13 protein-coding genes are annotated in these 16971 nt (G+C 61.9%); 6 read left to right on the plus strand and 7 right to left on the minus strand.

What is annotated here, in order from left to right:
• Window positions 1-8: 8 nt before the first annotated feature.
• Together ACIQUI_RS26715 and ACIQUI_RS26720 are read right to left on the minus strand one after the other, a co-directional pair.
• Window positions 9-2240 carry an Ig-like domain-containing protein gene (locus tag ACIQUI_RS26715; protein ID WP_403203782.1) on the minus strand — a complete coding sequence of 744 codons (2232 nt, stop codon included), beginning with the start codon at window positions 2238-2240 and terminating at the stop codon, window positions 9-11.
• Window positions 2241-2272: 32 nt separating this feature from the next.
• On the minus strand, window positions 2273-3601 hold the full coding sequence (locus tag ACIQUI_RS26720; RefSeq protein ID WP_403203784.1) for a hypothetical protein: 1329 nt from the start codon (window positions 3599-3601) through the stop codon (window positions 2273-2275).
• Window positions 3602-3869: 268 nt separating this feature from the next.
• Between ACIQUI_RS26720 and ACIQUI_RS26725 the strand changes: the two genes are divergently transcribed.
• The 6 genes from ACIQUI_RS26725 to ACIQUI_RS26750 all read left to right on the plus strand — a co-directional run bounded on the left by ACIQUI_RS26725 (window position 3870) and on the right by ACIQUI_RS26750 (window position 10259).
• Window positions 3870-4781 (plus strand): LysR family transcriptional regulator, encoded by a 912-nt coding sequence (locus tag ACIQUI_RS26725; protein WP_403203786.1) that lies wholly within the window; start codon window positions 3870-3872, stop codon window positions 4779-4781.
• Between the two features lie 98 nt (window positions 4782-4879).
• Window positions 4880-5797 carry a hydroxymethylglutaryl-CoA lyase gene (locus ACIQUI_RS26730; RefSeq protein ID WP_403203788.1) on the plus strand — a complete coding sequence of 306 codons (918 nt, stop codon included), beginning with the start codon at window positions 4880-4882 and terminating at the stop codon, window positions 5795-5797.
• Window positions 5798-5821: 24 nt separating this feature from the next.
• Entirely contained in the window at window positions 5822-7012 is a 1191-nt protein-coding gene (locus ACIQUI_RS26735) for a CaiB/BaiF CoA transferase family protein (protein WP_403203790.1), read from the plus strand.
• A gap of 12 nt (window positions 7013-7024) precedes the next feature.
• Window positions 7025-7549, plus strand: a complete 525-nt coding sequence (locus ACIQUI_RS26740; protein ID WP_403203792.1) for a gamma carbonic anhydrase family protein — start codon at window positions 7025-7027, stop codon at window positions 7547-7549.
• A gap of 67 nt (window positions 7550-7616) precedes the next feature.
• On the plus strand, window positions 7617-8933 hold the full coding sequence (locus ACIQUI_RS26745) for an MFS transporter (protein ID WP_403203794.1): 1317 nt from the start codon (window positions 7617-7619) through the stop codon (window positions 8931-8933).
• A gap of 45 nt (window positions 8934-8978) precedes the next feature.
• The gene (locus ACIQUI_RS26750) at window positions 8979-10259 is read left to right on the plus strand and encodes an OprD family porin (RefSeq protein ID WP_403203796.1); all 1281 of its coding nucleotides are present in this window, start codon (window positions 8979-8981) and stop codon (window positions 10257-10259) included.
• Between the two features lie 3 nt (window positions 10260-10262).
• Here ACIQUI_RS26750 and ACIQUI_RS26755 read toward each other — a convergent pair whose 3' ends face one another.
• The 5 genes from ACIQUI_RS26755 to ACIQUI_RS26775 all read right to left on the minus strand — a co-directional run.
• On the minus strand, window positions 10263-11402 hold the full coding sequence (locus ACIQUI_RS26755; protein WP_403203798.1) for a DUF6708 domain-containing protein: 1140 nt from the start codon (window positions 11400-11402) through the stop codon (window positions 10263-10265).
• A 130-nt stretch (window positions 11403-11532) separates the two neighbouring features.
• A complete protein-coding gene (locus tag ACIQUI_RS26760) occupies window positions 11533-12669 on the minus strand; it encodes a DUF6708 domain-containing protein (RefSeq protein WP_403203800.1) in 1137 nt (378 codons plus the stop codon).
• Window positions 12669-15347 (minus strand): T6SS effector BTH_I2691 family protein, encoded by a 2679-nt coding sequence (locus ACIQUI_RS26765; protein WP_403203802.1) that lies wholly within the window; start codon window positions 15345-15347, stop codon window positions 12669-12671. The genes ACIQUI_RS26760 and ACIQUI_RS26765 overlap by 1 nt, the downstream gene beginning before the upstream one ends.
• 10 nt (window positions 15348-15357) lie before the next feature.
• Window positions 15358-16236, minus strand: coding sequence for a DUF4123 domain-containing protein (locus ACIQUI_RS26770; protein WP_403203806.1), 879 nt, complete (start codon window positions 16234-16236; stop codon window positions 15358-15360).
• On the minus strand, window positions 16236-16971 hold a 736-nt coding region (locus tag ACIQUI_RS26775), incomplete at its 5' end, for a bacteriophage T4 gp5 trimerisation domain-containing protein (protein WP_403203804.1). The genes ACIQUI_RS26770 and ACIQUI_RS26775, both read right to left, overlap by 1 nt.

The raw sequence follows: 16971 nt of genomic DNA on the forward strand, positions 1-16971 counted from the left end.
CCCCGCCTTTACTGCACAACCACGTTGACGGTGCGGGTGGTACCCGGGCTGGTGGTGATGGTGGCCGTCGGCGCGGCGGTCGGGATAATCGTGGTGCTGTTGCTCACCGACAGGCGCCAGCGGCCATTCACCGGCACCGTGGCGGTACCCAGTGTTTGCACCCCGGTGGTGGTGGTGACCCGGACGGTGACAACGTTGCCCGTGGTTACCGATGAGGTGCCGCTGAGGTCCCAGTTGTATCGGTTGTTGGAGCGTGCCGTGACGGTGGCTGCCGTGATTGCGAAGGTTTCGGCGGCAGGCCGAGGCGACACGTTGACAGTCACCGTACCCGGGGTGGACAGCGCCCCCAGCGAGTCACGCGCCTGGTAGGTGAAGGTGGTGGTGAAGGCGGCGGTTACCGTGGCCGGTGGCGTGTAGGTCACGGTGCTGCCATCGGTGCTGACTGTGCCGCGGCCAGCAGCGGGTTGAGTGACGGCGGCAACGGCCAGCGGCAGGTTGCCTTCCGGGTCGGTGTCGTTGGCCAGCACGTTGATGGTCAAAGGCACGCCCAGGGTGGCGACGGTTTCCGGGTTGGCGGTTGGCGCCTGGTTAGGCGCGACATTGATGGTGACCGTGGCCGGTGTCGACTTCAGGCCCTTGGCGTCCATCGCCCGGTAGCTGAAGGTGGCCACCAGCGGTTGCGTGGCCCCGGCTGGCGGGGTGTAGGTCACTGAGGTGGTCCCGTTGAGCACCACGCCACCCAGGCCCGTGCCGGGTTGGGTGAGGTCACTGATGCTCAGCGGCACGTTGCCGTCGGGGTCGCTGTCGTTTTGCAGCAGGTTGAGGGTGATCGGCACACCGACACTGGTGCTGCCGACGTCGGCCTGTGCCAGTGGTGGCTGGTTGGCTGCTTCGGCCGGGGCATTGCCAACCACCAGCACCGGCTCAACGTCGCTGCCGCCGTGGGCAGACTTGACCGTGACGGTGGCTGGCGGTTGCGACACGTCGTTGACCGTGATGCTTTGCAGCGTGCCAGATTTGGACATGCGGCCGTAACCCTGGGCGAGCATGTCCGGCACGACGACCTCGTCACTGGACCTGGCCTCGATCAGCAGGCGCTTGTTGGCCCAGTCATAGCGTGCGGTGCTGACTTTCACCACGTCGGTCAGCTTGCTCGACAGTGCAGTCGGCTGGGTGCCGCCGGCACTGTTGCTGGCGGTGACCACCACCACTGCTGGCGGCACGGCCTGGCTGAGCTGCTGGCTGAAGAACAGGCCGTTGTTGTCTGCCGTGAGGTTGAACTGGCAAGGCGAAGGCGGTGTGCCGATCAGGGCCAGACCATTGCGCATGCACAAGCTGGCCTCTTTCGGCGCCTTGGCGAACACTTCCACACGGGTGCCGTTGCCGTTGCGCGAGTAGGTGGCGCGCTCCAGGGTGACCGGGGTTTGCGCGCGCTGGTCCAGCACCTTGCCGGATACCGTGAACAGCGCGGTCTCGATACGCCCGGGCGGGCCGTCGATGCGGATGAAGTTGGTGTTGAACGGGCTGCCGACCACGGCTTCCGGGCGGTTCGGGTCACCGATGAAGGTTTCGGTGGAGCCGGTGTCCGGGTTGACCTCGGTGTACGGCCCGCCAACCCCGCGCAGCCATGGCCCGAGTGCACCGTTGAGCGCCCCTGCGAAGTTGCCCGGTGCACCGATGCCGATGTCGCGGGTGATGTTGATCGCCCGCCGCCCGGGCGTGGTGACGTTGACCGTCTCTACACCGTAGGGGTGGGTGATGGTGTAGGTACCGGCGCGCGGCACCGAAACGCGGATGCGGATACGGGCGAAGCTCTGCTGGTCGCCGTCTACCGGGTTTTCGGCCGCAAAGGCGGCTTCCAGCCCTGCAACGTAGGCATCCAGTTCATAGCCACTGTTGCCCACGGCAGGGATGGTGGCTTCGGCCAGGAACCAGAACATTTCTGGCGGCCAGTTGTCCGGGAACACCAGCGGCAGTGCGTCATCGTAGATGCCGGGCTCCGGCAGCAGGGTGCACATGTACGACGGGGCAGCCGGGGTACCTGGTACACGGGTGCTGGTGGCACGTGACTGGCACAGCTCCAGGGACTGGTTGAGGCTGTCCTTGTACCACATGGGGTAGCCGCCCGTGGCAAAGGTATAGGGCCCCGGGTCGACTTCAGACAGCGCGGCGAAGGCTGCGCTGGTAACGGTGAGGGAAAAACCGGCGGCGAACAGCGCACGGCGCGACCAAGTGTTCATGCGGCCTCCTTGAAGGCTGAGCCTTTGTCTGTTCATGGCACCAGCACCACGTCTTCGGTGTCGCTACCGCCATTGGCACTGGTGACCTGCACCTTGGCCGGCGGGATCGGCGAAAGGGTCATGCTCAACGTTTTCACGGCGCCGGTACCGCCCAGGTTGCCGATCAACGTGCCGTTGCCGGTATGTGCGGTGAGCACTGGCGGGGTGGTTTCGTCGCTGGTGCTTGCCACCAGGGTCAGCTCGCCCGTGGAGAGGCGGTATTGCGCCTGGGTAATGGTGACCAGGTCGGTCAGTGGCACGTTGTGGGTGGTCAGGCTGCTGGTCGGGATCGCCACGCTGTTGTCGGCGCTCAGCGTCAGGATGCTGCCGGCTGCCGGGTTGAGGGCCGACTGGGCGTACCAGGCGCCGGTGCCATTGGCCTCGGTGAGGTTCAGGCTGGGTGTCTGGCTGGTCAGGGTGACGGTGGCCGGTGGTGGTGGGGCCATCACGAAGATGTCCTGCTGCGCACGCAGGTTGCCGTTCTCGGTGTGCCGCGAATACGTACTGCGCTGAGGCATCAGCGGGGTAGGCAGGGCAACGGTCGAGAGCTTGCCGGAAATCGCGAACAGTTCAGTGCGCAGGTCGATGCCTCCGGGGCCTTCGATACGTACGAAGTTGGTGTTGAACGGGCTGCCGGTAACCCGTTCTTCCAGGTTCGGGTCACCGATGAAGCGTTCGTTGCCTTCGGTGTACGGGCCGTTGACACTGCGCAGGAACGGCCCGACATCGCCCTTGAGCGCGCCGGTGAAGTCGCCTGTGCCGGCAATGCCGATGTCGCGGGTCATGTTGATCGCCCGGCGCCCTGCGGCAGGCACATCGAACACTTCGACGCCGTAGGGGTGGGTGACCACGTAGGTGCCAGCGGAGGGTACATCTACCCGGATACGCACCCGGGCGAAGCTGACCTGGTCACCCTCGACCGGTTCTTCGGCGGCGAATGCCGCTTCGATCGCGGTACCGTAGCTGAGGTCGATGCCACGGGCGGCGTCGACGATGGCCGCGTCAGCGGTGAACCAGAACGCTTCGTCTGGGAAGTTGGTGGGGAAGACGATGGGTTGGGTATCGTCGAACACACCGGGTGTGGGCAGCAGCGTGCACATGTACGACGGTGCGCCGGGTGCGCCGGCAACCCTGGAACTGACCGCCTTGGTCAGGCACAGATCGAGGGTGCGACCGTGACTGTCCTGGTACCAGGCTGGGAAGCCGCCGTTGGCGGGGACGTAGGCGCCTGGATCGACAGCGTTCAGGGCAGCCTGCGCCGGGAGCTGGAGCATGCCGGCGAAAATCGCCACTGCCAGCGGGTGGGGGATCGGTCGGTGCATGAGTCTATTCCTCCTGCAAACGGGCCCATGGACTTGGGGCGTTTGGCAGGAGATCGGCAAGAGCTGTGCCATAACTTGAAAATTGCGTTGCAGGCCTTGCGGCACGTGGGCTTCAGCGTTTGATCAAGGCGTTTCTCACGGTGTTGTGGGTGGGCACCGTTCCCCCAGCATTGGGGAATGGGGCAGGCCTTGGCGACCCAACAGGCGGGGGCCTTGCCGATTTTGCTACAGTGCACCGGCCTTCCACCTCCCCATGCCGAGCCAAGCCATGCAGCCCCTCGACCACCTGTCCCTGAGCCTGTTTATCGTCGTTTGCGAAGAAGGCACCATCGCCCGCGCCGGCGAGCGCGCATTCATGGCGCCGTCCGCCGTCAGCAAACGTATCTCGGACATTGAGGCGCGTTTTGGCACCGCTTTGCTCAAGCGCAGCAAACGCGGCGTGGAGCCTACCCCGGCCGGCCAGGCGCTGCTACGCCATGCGCGGGAGATGACCCGCGCCATGGAACGCCTGGACAGTGAGCTGAGCGAGTACGCTGAAGGTGCGCGCGGCCATGTGCGGGTGCTGGCCAATGTGTCGTCGATCATGGAGTTCCTGCCTGAAGAGCTGTCGGCGTTCATGCTGGAAAACCCGCTGATCCAGGCTGATATCGAAGAGCGCTTCAGCCCGGACGTAGTACGCGGTGTGGCGGAGGGCAATGCAGACCTGGGGGTATGCCGTAAGTCCATGGCGGTGGGCGACCTGGAGTTCGTGTCCTATCGCCAGGACCACCTGGCGGTGGTGGTTGGCGCCGAGCACCCCTTGGCCGGGCGCAGCCAGGTTGCCTTTGCAGACACGCTGGACTACGAACACCTGGGCCTGTCGGCCTTCGCCACCTTGAACAGCTTCATGCGCAAAAGTGCCGAACAGGCGGGCAGGGAGTTGCGCTTTCGCTCGTATGTGTCGTCGTTTGACGCCGCGTACCGCCTGGTGCAGTTCGGCCTGGGCCTGGCGGTGTTCCCGCAGGAGGCCGTGACCCGTTACGCGGCGTTGTTCGACCTGCGAGTGATCCCGCTGACTGACGATTGGGCGCTGGGTGAGTTCGTCATCTGCATGCGCGACCGGCACACGTTGTCACTGTCGGCGCGCCGCCTGCTGGACCACCTGCTGTTGCGCGCGCCTGCCTGGCAGACGCCGGGCTGATCCATCGTGGTTGACGATGGATCAGCCCGTGAAAGACGTCTTTTCCCACTGTCATGCAGCTCGTAGTCTGGCGCAACGCTTCAGACAGAGAGACCGTGATGACAACAATAACAATCAACGAAGTCGGTATGCGCGATGGGTTGCAGAGCCTGCAGACGATCATGCCGACAGCGGCCAAACGCCGCTGGATCGACGCCGCTTATGCCGCCGGCGTGCGCCATATGGAGGTCGCCTCGTTCGTGCCGGCACGCTTGCTGCCACAAATGGCCGATGCCCGTGAAGTCGTGGCCCATGCCCTGACATACCCGGATCTGCACGTCACTGTACTGGCGCCGAACCTGCGCGGGGCCCGGGATGCACTGGAGTCCGGCGCCCATCGTATTGTCGCCCCGGTGTCGGTCAGCATGGCCCACAGCCTGGCCAACGTGCGGCGCACGCCAATGGAAATGGTCGAGGAACTGGGGCGCATGTGCCAGTTGCGTAGCGAAATGGGCCTGCAAGCGGTACAGGTGATTGCCGGCATGTCAGTGGCCTTTGGCTGCACGCGCCAGGGCGAGGTGCCGCTGGCCGACCTGTGTGCACTGACGCGTCAGGTGATAGAAGCCGGCTGCGACCTTGTCTCGCTGGGCGACACCACTGGCTACGCCAACCCGGGCCAGGTGGCGACGGTGCTGCAGGCGGTGCGGGCGATTGCCGGCGACCGTCTGAGGGCCGCGCACTTTCATGATACCCGTGGCCTGGCCCTGGCCAACAGCCTGGTCGCGGTGCAGCAGGGCATCCGCGAACTGGATGCCTCGCTGGCGGGCCTGGGAGGGTGCCCGTTCGCCCCGGGCGCCTCTGGCAACACCGTTACCGAAGACTTGGTGTTCATGCTGCAAAGCATGGGCTACCACACCGGTATCGACTTGCCTGCGCTGATCGAGTCGCGCCATGTGCTGAGCGAGGCGTTGCCGGGCGAGCCCCTGTACGGCTGCATCGCCCGCGCCGGATTACCGCTGGATTTCGCCACCGCCTGACCCGCCCGAACGAGGAATGAACAGATGTCCAGACTTCCCTTGGACGGCATCCGTGTCGTCGAGATTTCGCACATGGTCATGGGCCCGACCTGCGGCATGATCCTCGGTGACCTTGGCGCCGAAGTGATCAAGATCGAACCTGTACGTGGCGACGGCACGCGCCGGCTGCTGGGGGCCGGTGCGGGCTTCTTTCGCACCTTCAACCGCAACAAGCAATGCATTGCCGTCGATGTCGAAACGCCTGAAGGCCGTGGGGCCGTGCTGCAACTGATCGACACCGCCGACGTGTTCATCGAAAACTTCAAACCCGGGCGCATGCACAAGCTGGGCCTGGACTATGCCGCGCTGCGTCAACGTAACCCACGGTTGATCTACGCCTCGCACAAGGGCTTCCTCAGCGGGCCCTATGACAACCGCCTGGCGCTGGACGAAGTGGTGCAGATGATGGCCGGCCTGGCCTACATGACCGGGCCGGTGGGCCGCCCGCTGCGCGCCGGCAGTTCGGTGAACGACATCATGGGTGGCATGTTCGGTGCCATTGGCGTGCTGGCGGCGCTCAACGAGCGCCACACCACCGGCACTGGCCGCGAGGTGCAAAGCGCCCTGTACGAGAACTGCGTACTGCTGGCCGCCCAGCACATGCAGCAATACGTGGTCACTGGCCAGGCCGCAGCCCCGATGCCCAACCGCATCAGTGCCTGGGCCATTTACGACGTGTTCACCTTCGCCGGTGGCGAGCAGATGTTTGTCGCCGCAACCGGTGAGGGGCAGTGGCACGCGCTGTGCCAGCTACTGGGGCAGACCGCCTTGCTCGATGACCCGACGCTGGCCAGCAATAACGACCGCGTGTTGCAACGCCCGCGGCTGCTGGCGCACCTGGCCGAGGTCTTCGCACCCCTGGACGCCGGGCAGCTGGCGTTGCAACTGGAAGCCAGCGGCATACCCTTCGCGCCCATCCGCCGCCCGGAAGAACTGTTCGCCGACCCACACCTGCAGCAGAGCGGCGGCATGGCCGACCTGCAACTGGAAGACGGCAGTTACACACCGATGCCATTGCTGCCCCTGTCGCTGGACGGCCAGCGCCTGCAGCCACGCCGGGCGATTGCGCGGGTTGGCGAGCACACCCGCCAGGTGATGCGCGAGCTGGGTTACAGCGATGAGCACATCGCCCAACTCTGCGCAGCCGGCGTACTGAAAACCGACGACGTGGCTTGAGGAGAGGTTGAAATGGCGATTTACCAATACGACACCCTCGTGCCCAGCCTGCACCCGGAAACCTTCGTTGCCGAGGATGCCAGCGTGATTGGCGACGTTACCCTGGAACAAGGCGTCAGTGTGTGGCCGCAGGCCGTGCTACGGGGTGACAACGAACCCATTCGTATCGGCCAGCACAGCAACGTGCAGGAAGGTGCGGTGCTGCACGCCGACCCCGGCTTTGCGCTGACCGTGGGGCAGGGGGGGTACATCGGCCACCAGGCAATGCTGCATGGCTGCACCATCGGTGATGGTGCGTTGATCGGCATTCAGGCGGTGATCCTCAATGGCGCGGTCATCGGCAAAAACTGCCTGGTCGGTGCCGGTGCCATCGTTACCGAGGGCAAGGTGTTCCCAGACAATTCGCTGATCCTGGGGGCGCCGGCCAAGGTGGTGCGAGAACTGACGCCGCAAGCCATCGCCGCCATGCAGCGCAACGCCGCCGAGTACGTCGACAAAGGCCAGGCCTTCAAGGAAAAACTGATCCGCATCCGCTGAAAGATCTGCAAGCGGCGCCCAGCGAGGCGCTGCTGCTCTCCAATAATTACAAGAATGGAGATCCACCATGGTTGCCATGACAGGCGAACTGGCGCGTGAGCGCACCGACAGCCACATCGATGAACTGCTGCTGTACCGCCGCGTGGCCTGGCGCATCATGCCGCTGGCCATCATCTGCTTCCTGTTCTCGTACTTCGACCGTATCAACATCAGTTTCGCCAAAGCCCAGATGCAGCAGGAGCTGGGCCTGAGCGATGCCGCCTACGGCCTGGCCGCAAGCATGTTCTTCGTGGGCTACGTGCTGTTCGAGGTGCCCAGCAGCCTGGGCCTGAAGCGCTACGGCGCACCGGCCTGGATCTGCCGGATCATGGTGTCGTGGGGCCTGGCCACGGCCGCGCTGGTGTTTGCCTATACCCAGTACACCCTGTACTTCCTGCGTTTTCTGATCGGCGTGATGGAAGCCGGCTTCGGCCCGGCGATCCTGTTCTACCTGGCCTGCTGGTTCCCCCGCAAGCACCTGGCGAAGATGAATGGTTTGTGGTTCCTGGCGGTGCCACTGGCCGGCGCGGTGGGTGGCCCGGCAGCTGGCTTCTTGCTGGGGACCATGGACGGCGTGCTGGGCCTTGCCGGCTGGCACTGGTTGTTCCTGATGTCCGGCCTGCCTTGCGTGGTGCTGGGCTTGCTGGTGCTGTGGAAGCTGGACCGTGACATCGACGCAGCCAAATGGTTGAGCCGTGAAGAGAAAGACCTGCTGAAGGAAAACCTGGCCCAGGACAAACGCACCGAAAAGCCCATTCTCGGCTCGATCTGGCGGGTATTGCTGACCCGCGAAGTGGCGATCATGGCGTTCATCTACTACGTGGTCAAAACCGCGTCCTATGGCCTCAACTTCTGGATGCCGCACCTGATCAAGTCATCGGGTGTGCAGGACATGCTCTGGGTCGGTGTGCTGTCTGCGTTGCCTTACGCGGTGGCCTGCATCGGCATGGTGTTGCTGACCCGCCGCTCCGACCGTACCGGCGAGCGCAAGCGCTACCTGGTGTATTGCCTGCTTGCAGCGGCTGTCGGCTACCTGCTGGCGTGCCTGTTTTCCGACTCGTCGGTGGCAATGATGGCCGCGTTGGTGCTGGCCACCGCAGGCACCTTCATTGCCATCCCGATCTTCTGGACCATCCCGCAATCGACTTTCTCGGGCCTGGCGATTGCCACCGGTACGGCGGCGATCAACTCGGTCGGGCAGCTGAGCGGCATTGTTGCACCGGTGATGGTGGGCAAGATCAATGACCTTACCGGCAGCACCTCCATGGGCATGCTGTCCATTGCCCCGCTGATCCTGATTGCCTGCCTGGTGGTGATGCGCTACGTGCGCAACCCGAAAAACTGATTGGCGCCGAGCCTTCGCGAACAACAACAAGAACAAGGCACACCCATGATCAATACCTCCCGGCGAGCATCGCTGATGCTCGCGGCGCTTTGCTACGCCTGGCAAACCGCCCAGGCCGCCTTTGTCGAGGACGGCAGTGGCAACCTGGAACTGCGCAATTTCTATTTCGACCGCGACTTTCACGGTGACAGCGCCAGCCAATCCCGGCGTGGGGAATGGGCCCAGGGCTTTATGCTGCGCTTGCAGTCCGGCTACACCGACGGCGTGCTCGGCTTTGGCCTGGACCTGGCAGGCATGCTGGGGGTCAAGCTGGATTCCTCGCCCGACCGCAGCGGCACCGGCCTGCTGCCACGTGGCAGTGACAAAAGAGCCGTGGATGACTACGCCAAGGCTGTCGCTACCTTCAAGGCCAGGCTGGCGCAGAGCGAATTGAAAGTCGGTGGCCTGAGCCCGCAACTACCGCTGCTGGCGTCCAACAACAGCCGACTGTTCCCTCAGTGGTTCAACGGTGCGCTGTTGGTGAGCAAGGACCTGGACCGGTTTACCTTTACCCTGCTGCAAGTCGATGCCACCAAGTTGCGCGACTCCACCGACTACGAGCACCTGACGGCCATGGCGCAGCAAGGGGCCTATTCGGCAACGGTCACCAGTGACCGGTTGTATTACGCAGGTGCTGACTACCAAACACTGAACAACCTCTCCCTCAGCCTGCACACCAGTACCCTGGAGGACCTGTTCCGTCGAGATTTTGCCGGGTTCAAGTTCAAGGCCCGCCTAGGCCCGGGGGACGTCTTCACCGAGTGGCGCTGGTTCAACGCACGGGAGCAGGGCCGTGCAATGCTCGGCGAAGTCGACAACCAGGCGCTCAGCACCAACTTCGGGTATAGCGTTCAAGGCCATACGCTCAGCGGTGGTTATCAGAAAGTGCGAGGTGATACGGCGTACGCCTACGTGGGGGGCACCGATACCTGGCTGTTCAGCGAACAGCAGGTCAGCACGTTTGCCCTGGCGAACGAGCGGGCCTGGATGCTGCGGTATGACTACAACTTTGCTGCCTTGGGTATTCCGGGGCTTACCTTCAATGTGCGCTATGTGAAGGGCGATCAGGTGGACCCGCAGCGCATCGCCAGCAGCAAAGGCCGGGCGTTGGCGGCCGGTGATGGCGAAGGGCGGGAATGGGAGCGGACCACGGATATCACCTACGTGGTGCAGTCGGGGCCGCTGCGCAATGTATCGCTGCGTTGGCGTAATGCGAGCATGCGCTCGAACTTTGCCGATGCGGCGGATGAGAACCGGGTGATTGTGGGGTATGCGGTCGAGTTTTGAGCATTACCCGGTTGGCGTGTTCTTTGGCTTCGACGTACGCGGCTTGCGTGGTTTTTTCTCGGGGCGCTTGCCAGGCTTGAGTTGCCAGCGGTCGGCGTTGGCGAGCAGGCGCTCTTGAATGGCGGGCGGGTAGTCGCTCAAGGTCGTTACCGGTGGAACGGGTTTACCAGGCATGCCAGCCTCGCGGATCACCTTTGGCCAGCGTGGTCGCCAGCACAGCAGCAGGCTGAGCCAGTGGCCGGTACCGACGATGACGAAGGCGGGCCAGACCATGAGGAGGGCGACTTTGAACAGCCAGCTGCTTTTGCGGAAGAAGCGGCCAAGGCCTTCAAACTGGGCGCTGAAGGCCTGGATGGGCGAGGGTAGCTGGGTGCTCAGGCGAGGGCGGGGGACTGCGTGTGGGCCTTCTTCCATGTAGCGGCGAATGAACTCCCACTCGTCACGGAGTTCGCTGCCGCCTTGGCCTTGTTTGCCGATCTGGGCTATTTCCATGTGCGGGAGGTCGGTACGGCTCGGGTGCCAGATTAGGGCAAGACGTATTCCGGAGCTGAGCCAATCATCTTCTGGACTGATGCCTGTGCTCCACGTTGCTTTCCATGGGAGTGTTACGATGCCACCGCAATAATTTGGTCGATGGAGGTGGACCTGCTGAGTTATTCGATTAAACCGAATGAGCAGGTGGCGGCTGGTGAGCATTTCCAATCGGGTTAAGTGGATTCCATACTTCGAGTAAAGGTAGAGTAAGGCTGACGTAACCGAGAACATTATAACTGTGGTGATAAGCGTGACTGCGGATCTCCCCTCAGGATCCGTGATATCCATCCATAGAAAGCCAGTGGTTGTGATGAGTGCGGCAGCGATCGCGGGGGCGATAGCCCCGAGCGTTGCGAGTGTGATAAGTCCACGCTTTTCTTCTGAACCTCCGCAGCGCATTTCTAAAAAGGTGTCGTTAAAAGCAAAAACAGGGCCTCTAGAGGTTGGGGTGTCACTGATGGAGCGGAAGTGCATTTCTTCTTCTATCTCGTTCTCATATAAATCTTGGCTATCGAGCTTTTCTCTGGGTGTCAGTTCCGCTTCGAATGCTTTACGTGCAGCCTCGGACTCAGTGGCCATTCTCCAGAATCCCCATTCGATTAAGTACATTACAGGCCCTCATTGAAAGCTGCGTATAGTTCTGCCAGTTCTTCTTGGTCCAAATAGGGCTTTGAGCTTTTTGTTAAGCGGTAAGTGCTGCGTTTGCACCATTGCTCCAGTTTCAGGGGGGCAGATGGCATCAGCTGATTTCCTTTGGTTTTCTGGGCGTACGCCGTTTGCGTGGTTTTCTCTCGGGGCGCTTGCCAGGCTTGAGTTGCCAGCGGTCGGCGTTGGCGAGCAGGCGCTCTTGAATGGCGGGCGGGTAGTCGCTCAAGGTCGTTACCGGTGGAACGGGTTTCCCAGGCATGCCGGCCTCGCGGATCACCTTTGGCCAGCGTGGCCGCCAGCACAGCAGCAGGCTGAGCCAGTGGCCGGTACCGACGATGACGAAGGCGGGCCAGACCATTAGCAGGACGACCTTGAACAGCCAGCTGCTTTTGCGGAAGAAGCGGCCCAGGCCTTCAAACTGGGCGCTGAAGGCCTGGATGGGCGAGGGTAGCTGGGTGCTCAGGCGAGGGCGGGGGACTGCGTGTGGGCCTTCTTCCATGTAGCGGCGGATGAACTCCCACTCGTCACGGAGTTCACTGCCGCCTTGGCCTTGTTTGCCGATCTGGGCTATTTCCATGTGCGGGAGGTCGGTACGGCTCGGGTGCCAGATTAGGGCAAGACGTATTCCGGAGCTGAGCCAATCATCTTCTGGACTGATGGCTGTGCTCCACGTTGATTTCCATGGGAAGGTTACTATCCCCCCACAGTAGCTGGGGCGATGAAGATGGACCTGTTGAGTCTTTCGATTGAAGCGAATCAGCAAATGGCGGCTGGTCAGCATTTCTAGCCTGGTTAGGTGTATTCCATATTTTGAGTAAAGGTAGAGTGTGGTCGAAGTAACTGAGAGCATTATAAGTGTAGCAAGGATAGTGACGAAGGAACGACCTTCAGGGTCGGTGATGTCCATCCAAACAAACCCCGTGGTCATGATAATTCCGAGAATCAGGGCTGGAGCAACAGCGCCGAATGTGGCGAGCGTAATGAGACCGCGTTTTTCCTCTGAACCTCCACAGCGCATTTCAAAAAAAATTTCGTTGAAAGCGTAAACAGGGCCTCTTGCGTCTGGTTTGTCACTGACCGATCGGAAGTGCATCTCTTCCTCTATCTCGTTTTCATATAAATCCTGGCTATCGCGCTTTTCTTTGGCGGTCAGTTCCGCTTCGTATGCTTTACGTGCGGCCTCGGACTCCGTGGCCATTTTCCAGAATCCCCATTCGACCAAGTACATTACAGGACCTCATTAAGAGCTGAGTAAAGTTCTGCCAATTCTTCTTCGTCCGAATAGGGCTTTGAGCTTTTTGTTAAACGGTAAGTGCTGCGCTTACACCAATTTTCCAGTGCGTCGTCTTCGAATATGTAGATTATTATCGTCAAGGCCAGCCCTACCCAAAATGCTCCTAGTATCAAGCGCGCAAGCAGTAGGCGAGCGGCTTGGGTTCCAAGTTTTTTTGCTAGAATACTCATGGATTTGGAAAACATACGCACGGCTTTTATTTTTGCACTCCGAGACAGATAGTCGAAGAGAGGTTTTGCAATCGCAACTGCTGTTCCTAACTCTGCCAGTGAAAGGGTTATTGTGGCCATCCCTCTTGCAAAATACGTAGCGGCTAAGAGTCTGGAGTTTTTTTCAGCCCGCTTGGAAGCGCCACTCAGGCTGCTATTGAAATGCTCAACTGAATCAGTGAAATCCCACCACGCTAGCAGCGAACCTCCGATACCCGCCAATCCAGCGCCCCATAGTTTCAACCTTCCCAATGTCGCTGCTGCCCCTTTCCCGGTCGCACTTTTAGCGCCGTATCGGGTTACGACCTGGTCCACATAGCTGGCCCCGATTTCGAAGCCCGCCGCAGCCGTGGTCATCGCGGCTGCCAAGAGTTCGGTCTTAACTCGTGCATCACTGTCCGGCAATTCGCGAGCCTTGAATGCCATCAGCATGCCTTCCAGCAGGCAGACCAGACCGGCAGCCCGCACTTTGTAGAAGTCACTCTTCTGGCCGTCTGCCTGCATCAAGCCTTCAGCCCAGGCCTGGTCCAGAAAGCGTGCAACCTGGCCACCGCTGCGTTGTGGGTCAATGGCGTGCCCGCTACGCGCAGCTTCGCTTAGACGAATGTCGACCGCTGTTTCATGCACCGAAGCAAACAACGTCAGCCGCAGGCCATGGTGCAGCGCCCGGTCGGCACTGTTGGGTGCTCCGGTACGCAGTACCTGTCGCCCAAGCGCCACATACCACGCATGCAGGCCGATACTGGCGGTGTTGTTACGCTTTTGCAGTTCCTCGTACAGCGAGTTGATACGCCCGAAGGCATTTGCGGCGATGTGCGCTTGCCGGGCGAGCGCTTCGCGCAGCATGAAGGATGATTCTGCGGGTGGTTCGGCCTTGGCGGCCTCAATCAGCGCCGCAAGCTCTTCCCGGATATCGTTTTGGTTATAGCTGATGCCGCGTAGCGCCAGGTTGCCCCGCTCGGCCACGTCACTGCGCCACCAGTGGTCCAGCACTTTCGTACCCCAGTCACTCAACTCCATGCCGATCACGCACTGGCCGGTCTGCTCGGCAAAGGCCAGGCCGCTGATCAGGTCGGCGTTGTCGTAGCGGTCCAGCGCTTGCAGCAAGCGTTCGCTGATCACCCAGCGGGCATGGTCCTTGGCGCGGTCTTCGGCGGCTTGCTGGGCGTGTTGCATGGCCTGCTCGAAACCGTCGAGCTGATCGTGCATGGCCTGGCGGTCGACCAGGTGGCCGTACTTCTGGTCGAACTTCTTGCTGAACTCCCCGGCCTCTTGCCGGACTTGTACCTTGACGCGGACGTCGCGCTCGAACTGCGCCAGGTGGGGCTTCATGCGTTCGTCGTGTGCATCAGCCTGTTGCCTGGCCCGTTCGGAAAACGCGTAGATTTCCGCATGTACGTAGGGCTGGTTGCGTACGTTTTCGGCCATGACTTCGCGCTTGACGATCTGCTCGGCCATCATCTGCGGGTAGAGCTTCTCGATCTCCAGAAACGACTGCGCGACCAGCAGTTTGCGCTCGTTGTCCACGCCGGGTTCCACGGTGCGTTCCAGCCACAGGGTCTTCACATCATCGACCGCGGCATTGCGCCAGGCATTGAGCTCCTGGGTAATGCCGATGGCGTCTTCGATCACGATGGCGGCGCCACGGGGTTTGGTCTGGTTTACCAGCGGTGCCAGGGCTTGCCGCGAGGCGTGGGGCGAGACGATCTGGTCGTTGTTGAAGGGTTGCAGGTCCAGCAGCGCTTGCAGATCGGCATCGTTCTCGGCCTTGAAGTCGGCTACCCAACTCAGTTGATCGTGCTTGAGTACGTGGGGCTGCGGCGGGGCCTCGGAGGGCTGGATGAAACGGGCGATATCGATGGCGGGCAGGCTGTTGCGGTACTCGTCCTCAAGCAGGCGGTAGTTGTCGAGCATCCGCGGGGTGAGCGGAGAAGGGCTGAACAGCGGTCGCAGTTCCTGGATATCGTCGAGGTCGTAGAGGGTGATGGTCCAGCCGAAGCTGCGGATGATGTCGTCCAGGTTGCCGGCAAGAGGAGCGGGCTCCCAGGGCGCGTCGGCGCTGATGTATTGCAGCGATCCGTTGGGCGCGACGCGGTACTGGCTGTGCCACTCGTGGGCCGCTGCGCTGTGGCGCTTGATCAGCAGGTAGAGAAAGCCTTCGCGCAGGGGGCGGATGGCGTAGCTGGAGTGGCTCATCTCGCCGACGTCCTGGAAGGGGCTGAGGTAGCCCGGCAGTTTGGGCAGGCGAGCGCGTTGCGCCGGGTTGCCGCCGACGGCGGCGTAGCGCAGGGGCAGCAACTCGAAGCGGCGGGTGCAGTCGGCGACGGGGCTGTTGCGCAGGGCGGGGCGGTAGCCGGTGGTGATGCGCCGGCACAGTTCGAGGGTTTCGGTCAGTGAGTCCATTGGGTGTGCCTTAGTCCTTTTTGCGCAGGCATCGCTGCACGTTTTCAATCAGGTGAGTACGTTGCTCGCGTGTAGCAGTGATTGCTTCCTGCCAGGCAGGTGATTCGCTGAGCTGGTCTGCGTCGCGGGCCATCAGCAGCACAAAGCTGATCAGGTCCTGCTCACGGTCCAGACCTTGCTCGCGTGCCTGGTCCAGGTAGTGTTGGATCAGGTCTACCCGCGTACCGTGGCAAACAGCGGACAAGGCTGGGCAGGACGGCTCTTGCTTCAGTAGCTCGGCAAGCTGATAGCTGAGCGGGTCACCTGCCAAGGCTGCCCAGCAGTGTTCACCCAAAGTGATTGGCGGGACCTGCAGCGCCTGAGGCTGGTCGCCACCCGTGATTTGTACCCATAACTTTTTGTGTGGATGTGCAACGGGGGCCCACCAGTAGTGGATGGGCGCCAGCCATTCGCTCACGCCAGGCGACTCGCGATACGTATCCAGCACTTGCAGGGCAGCCGAAGTGTGGTAACGCAACAGGTAAGCGTGGCCATCCGGACCGGTGACGGTATTGGCCTGGCTCAAATGCCGCGCAAGCTCGGCGGCTGGTAGCGCGCTGACTATCCAACCACTGACTGCACCAGGTGCACCTTGCTCCAGCTGCCACTGAAAATCGTACTGGGCCGAAACATCAGAGCCGGGCCTGGACCCGAACAGCCAGGGGCCCACCGCGCGTAACTTGCTGAACTGTGCTTGTTGCAACAAAGGCCAACAGCGACCCGAATAGTATTGGGTCAGCGTTTCTCGGACCTGGGGTGAAAGATTGGCCATTTCCACGACCGCGCTAAGGCGATACTGGTGGGACGTTCGCAGCACCTTAACCAGCGCTCTGATGAATGGGCTGGGCATCAGTTGCCTCCCTCCATGCGGATCATGTTGTGGCCGTCGGCGATTGCTTTCAGCAGGCAGCTCAGGCAAATGGGTTCGCCAGGTTCGGGGATGCCAGTGGTGGACGTCAGACGCTGGGTGCCGTTGGCCTGTTGGCTGACTGGGCCCTTGAAGGCGAGCGCAAGGCCGTCCAGCGTGATGCCAGCGCCGTCGACCCGTAAAAGACCGGCCGGGCTCCTGATCGTCAGGCTTTCGCTGACCTGAATGTCATAAACCTTGGTGGTGTGTCGGATGGCTTCGCCGGTCTGCAAGGTGTTGTGCCCGGCCACTACCTGTTCCAGGTGGCCGCCGATTTCTACCGTGTGGTTAGCTTTGGTGGTGTCTTGCCGGTGGTTGCCAACCTGTTCGATACGGTCTTTGCCTGTGGTGATGGTATGGGTACGACCAATGCTCAGGCTGTCGTCGTTGGCGATTTCATGTACCCGGTTCTGGCCAATGTTGACTGCTTCGTCACGGGCAACTTCTTCGAAGCGGTCCTGCCCAATCGAGATCGTCTCGTCACGTTCGACACGTTCGGTACGGTCATTGCCCACGCGAGTGGTCTCGTCATGCTTGACGATGTTGTTCTGGTCCCGTTCGGCATGGATGAACACTTCCTCTCTGCCCAACTCATCCTCGAAACGCAGTTCGTTGTAGCCGTCGCCTTTATGGGTCTGGCTCTTGATGGTCATGCGCGTCTTGTGCTCTGGCAGGTCA

Source organism: Pseudomonas sp. NPDC090592, from assembly GCF_044769185.1.
Classification (GTDB): Bacteria; Pseudomonadota; Gammaproteobacteria; order Pseudomonadales; family Pseudomonadaceae; genus Aquipseudomonas.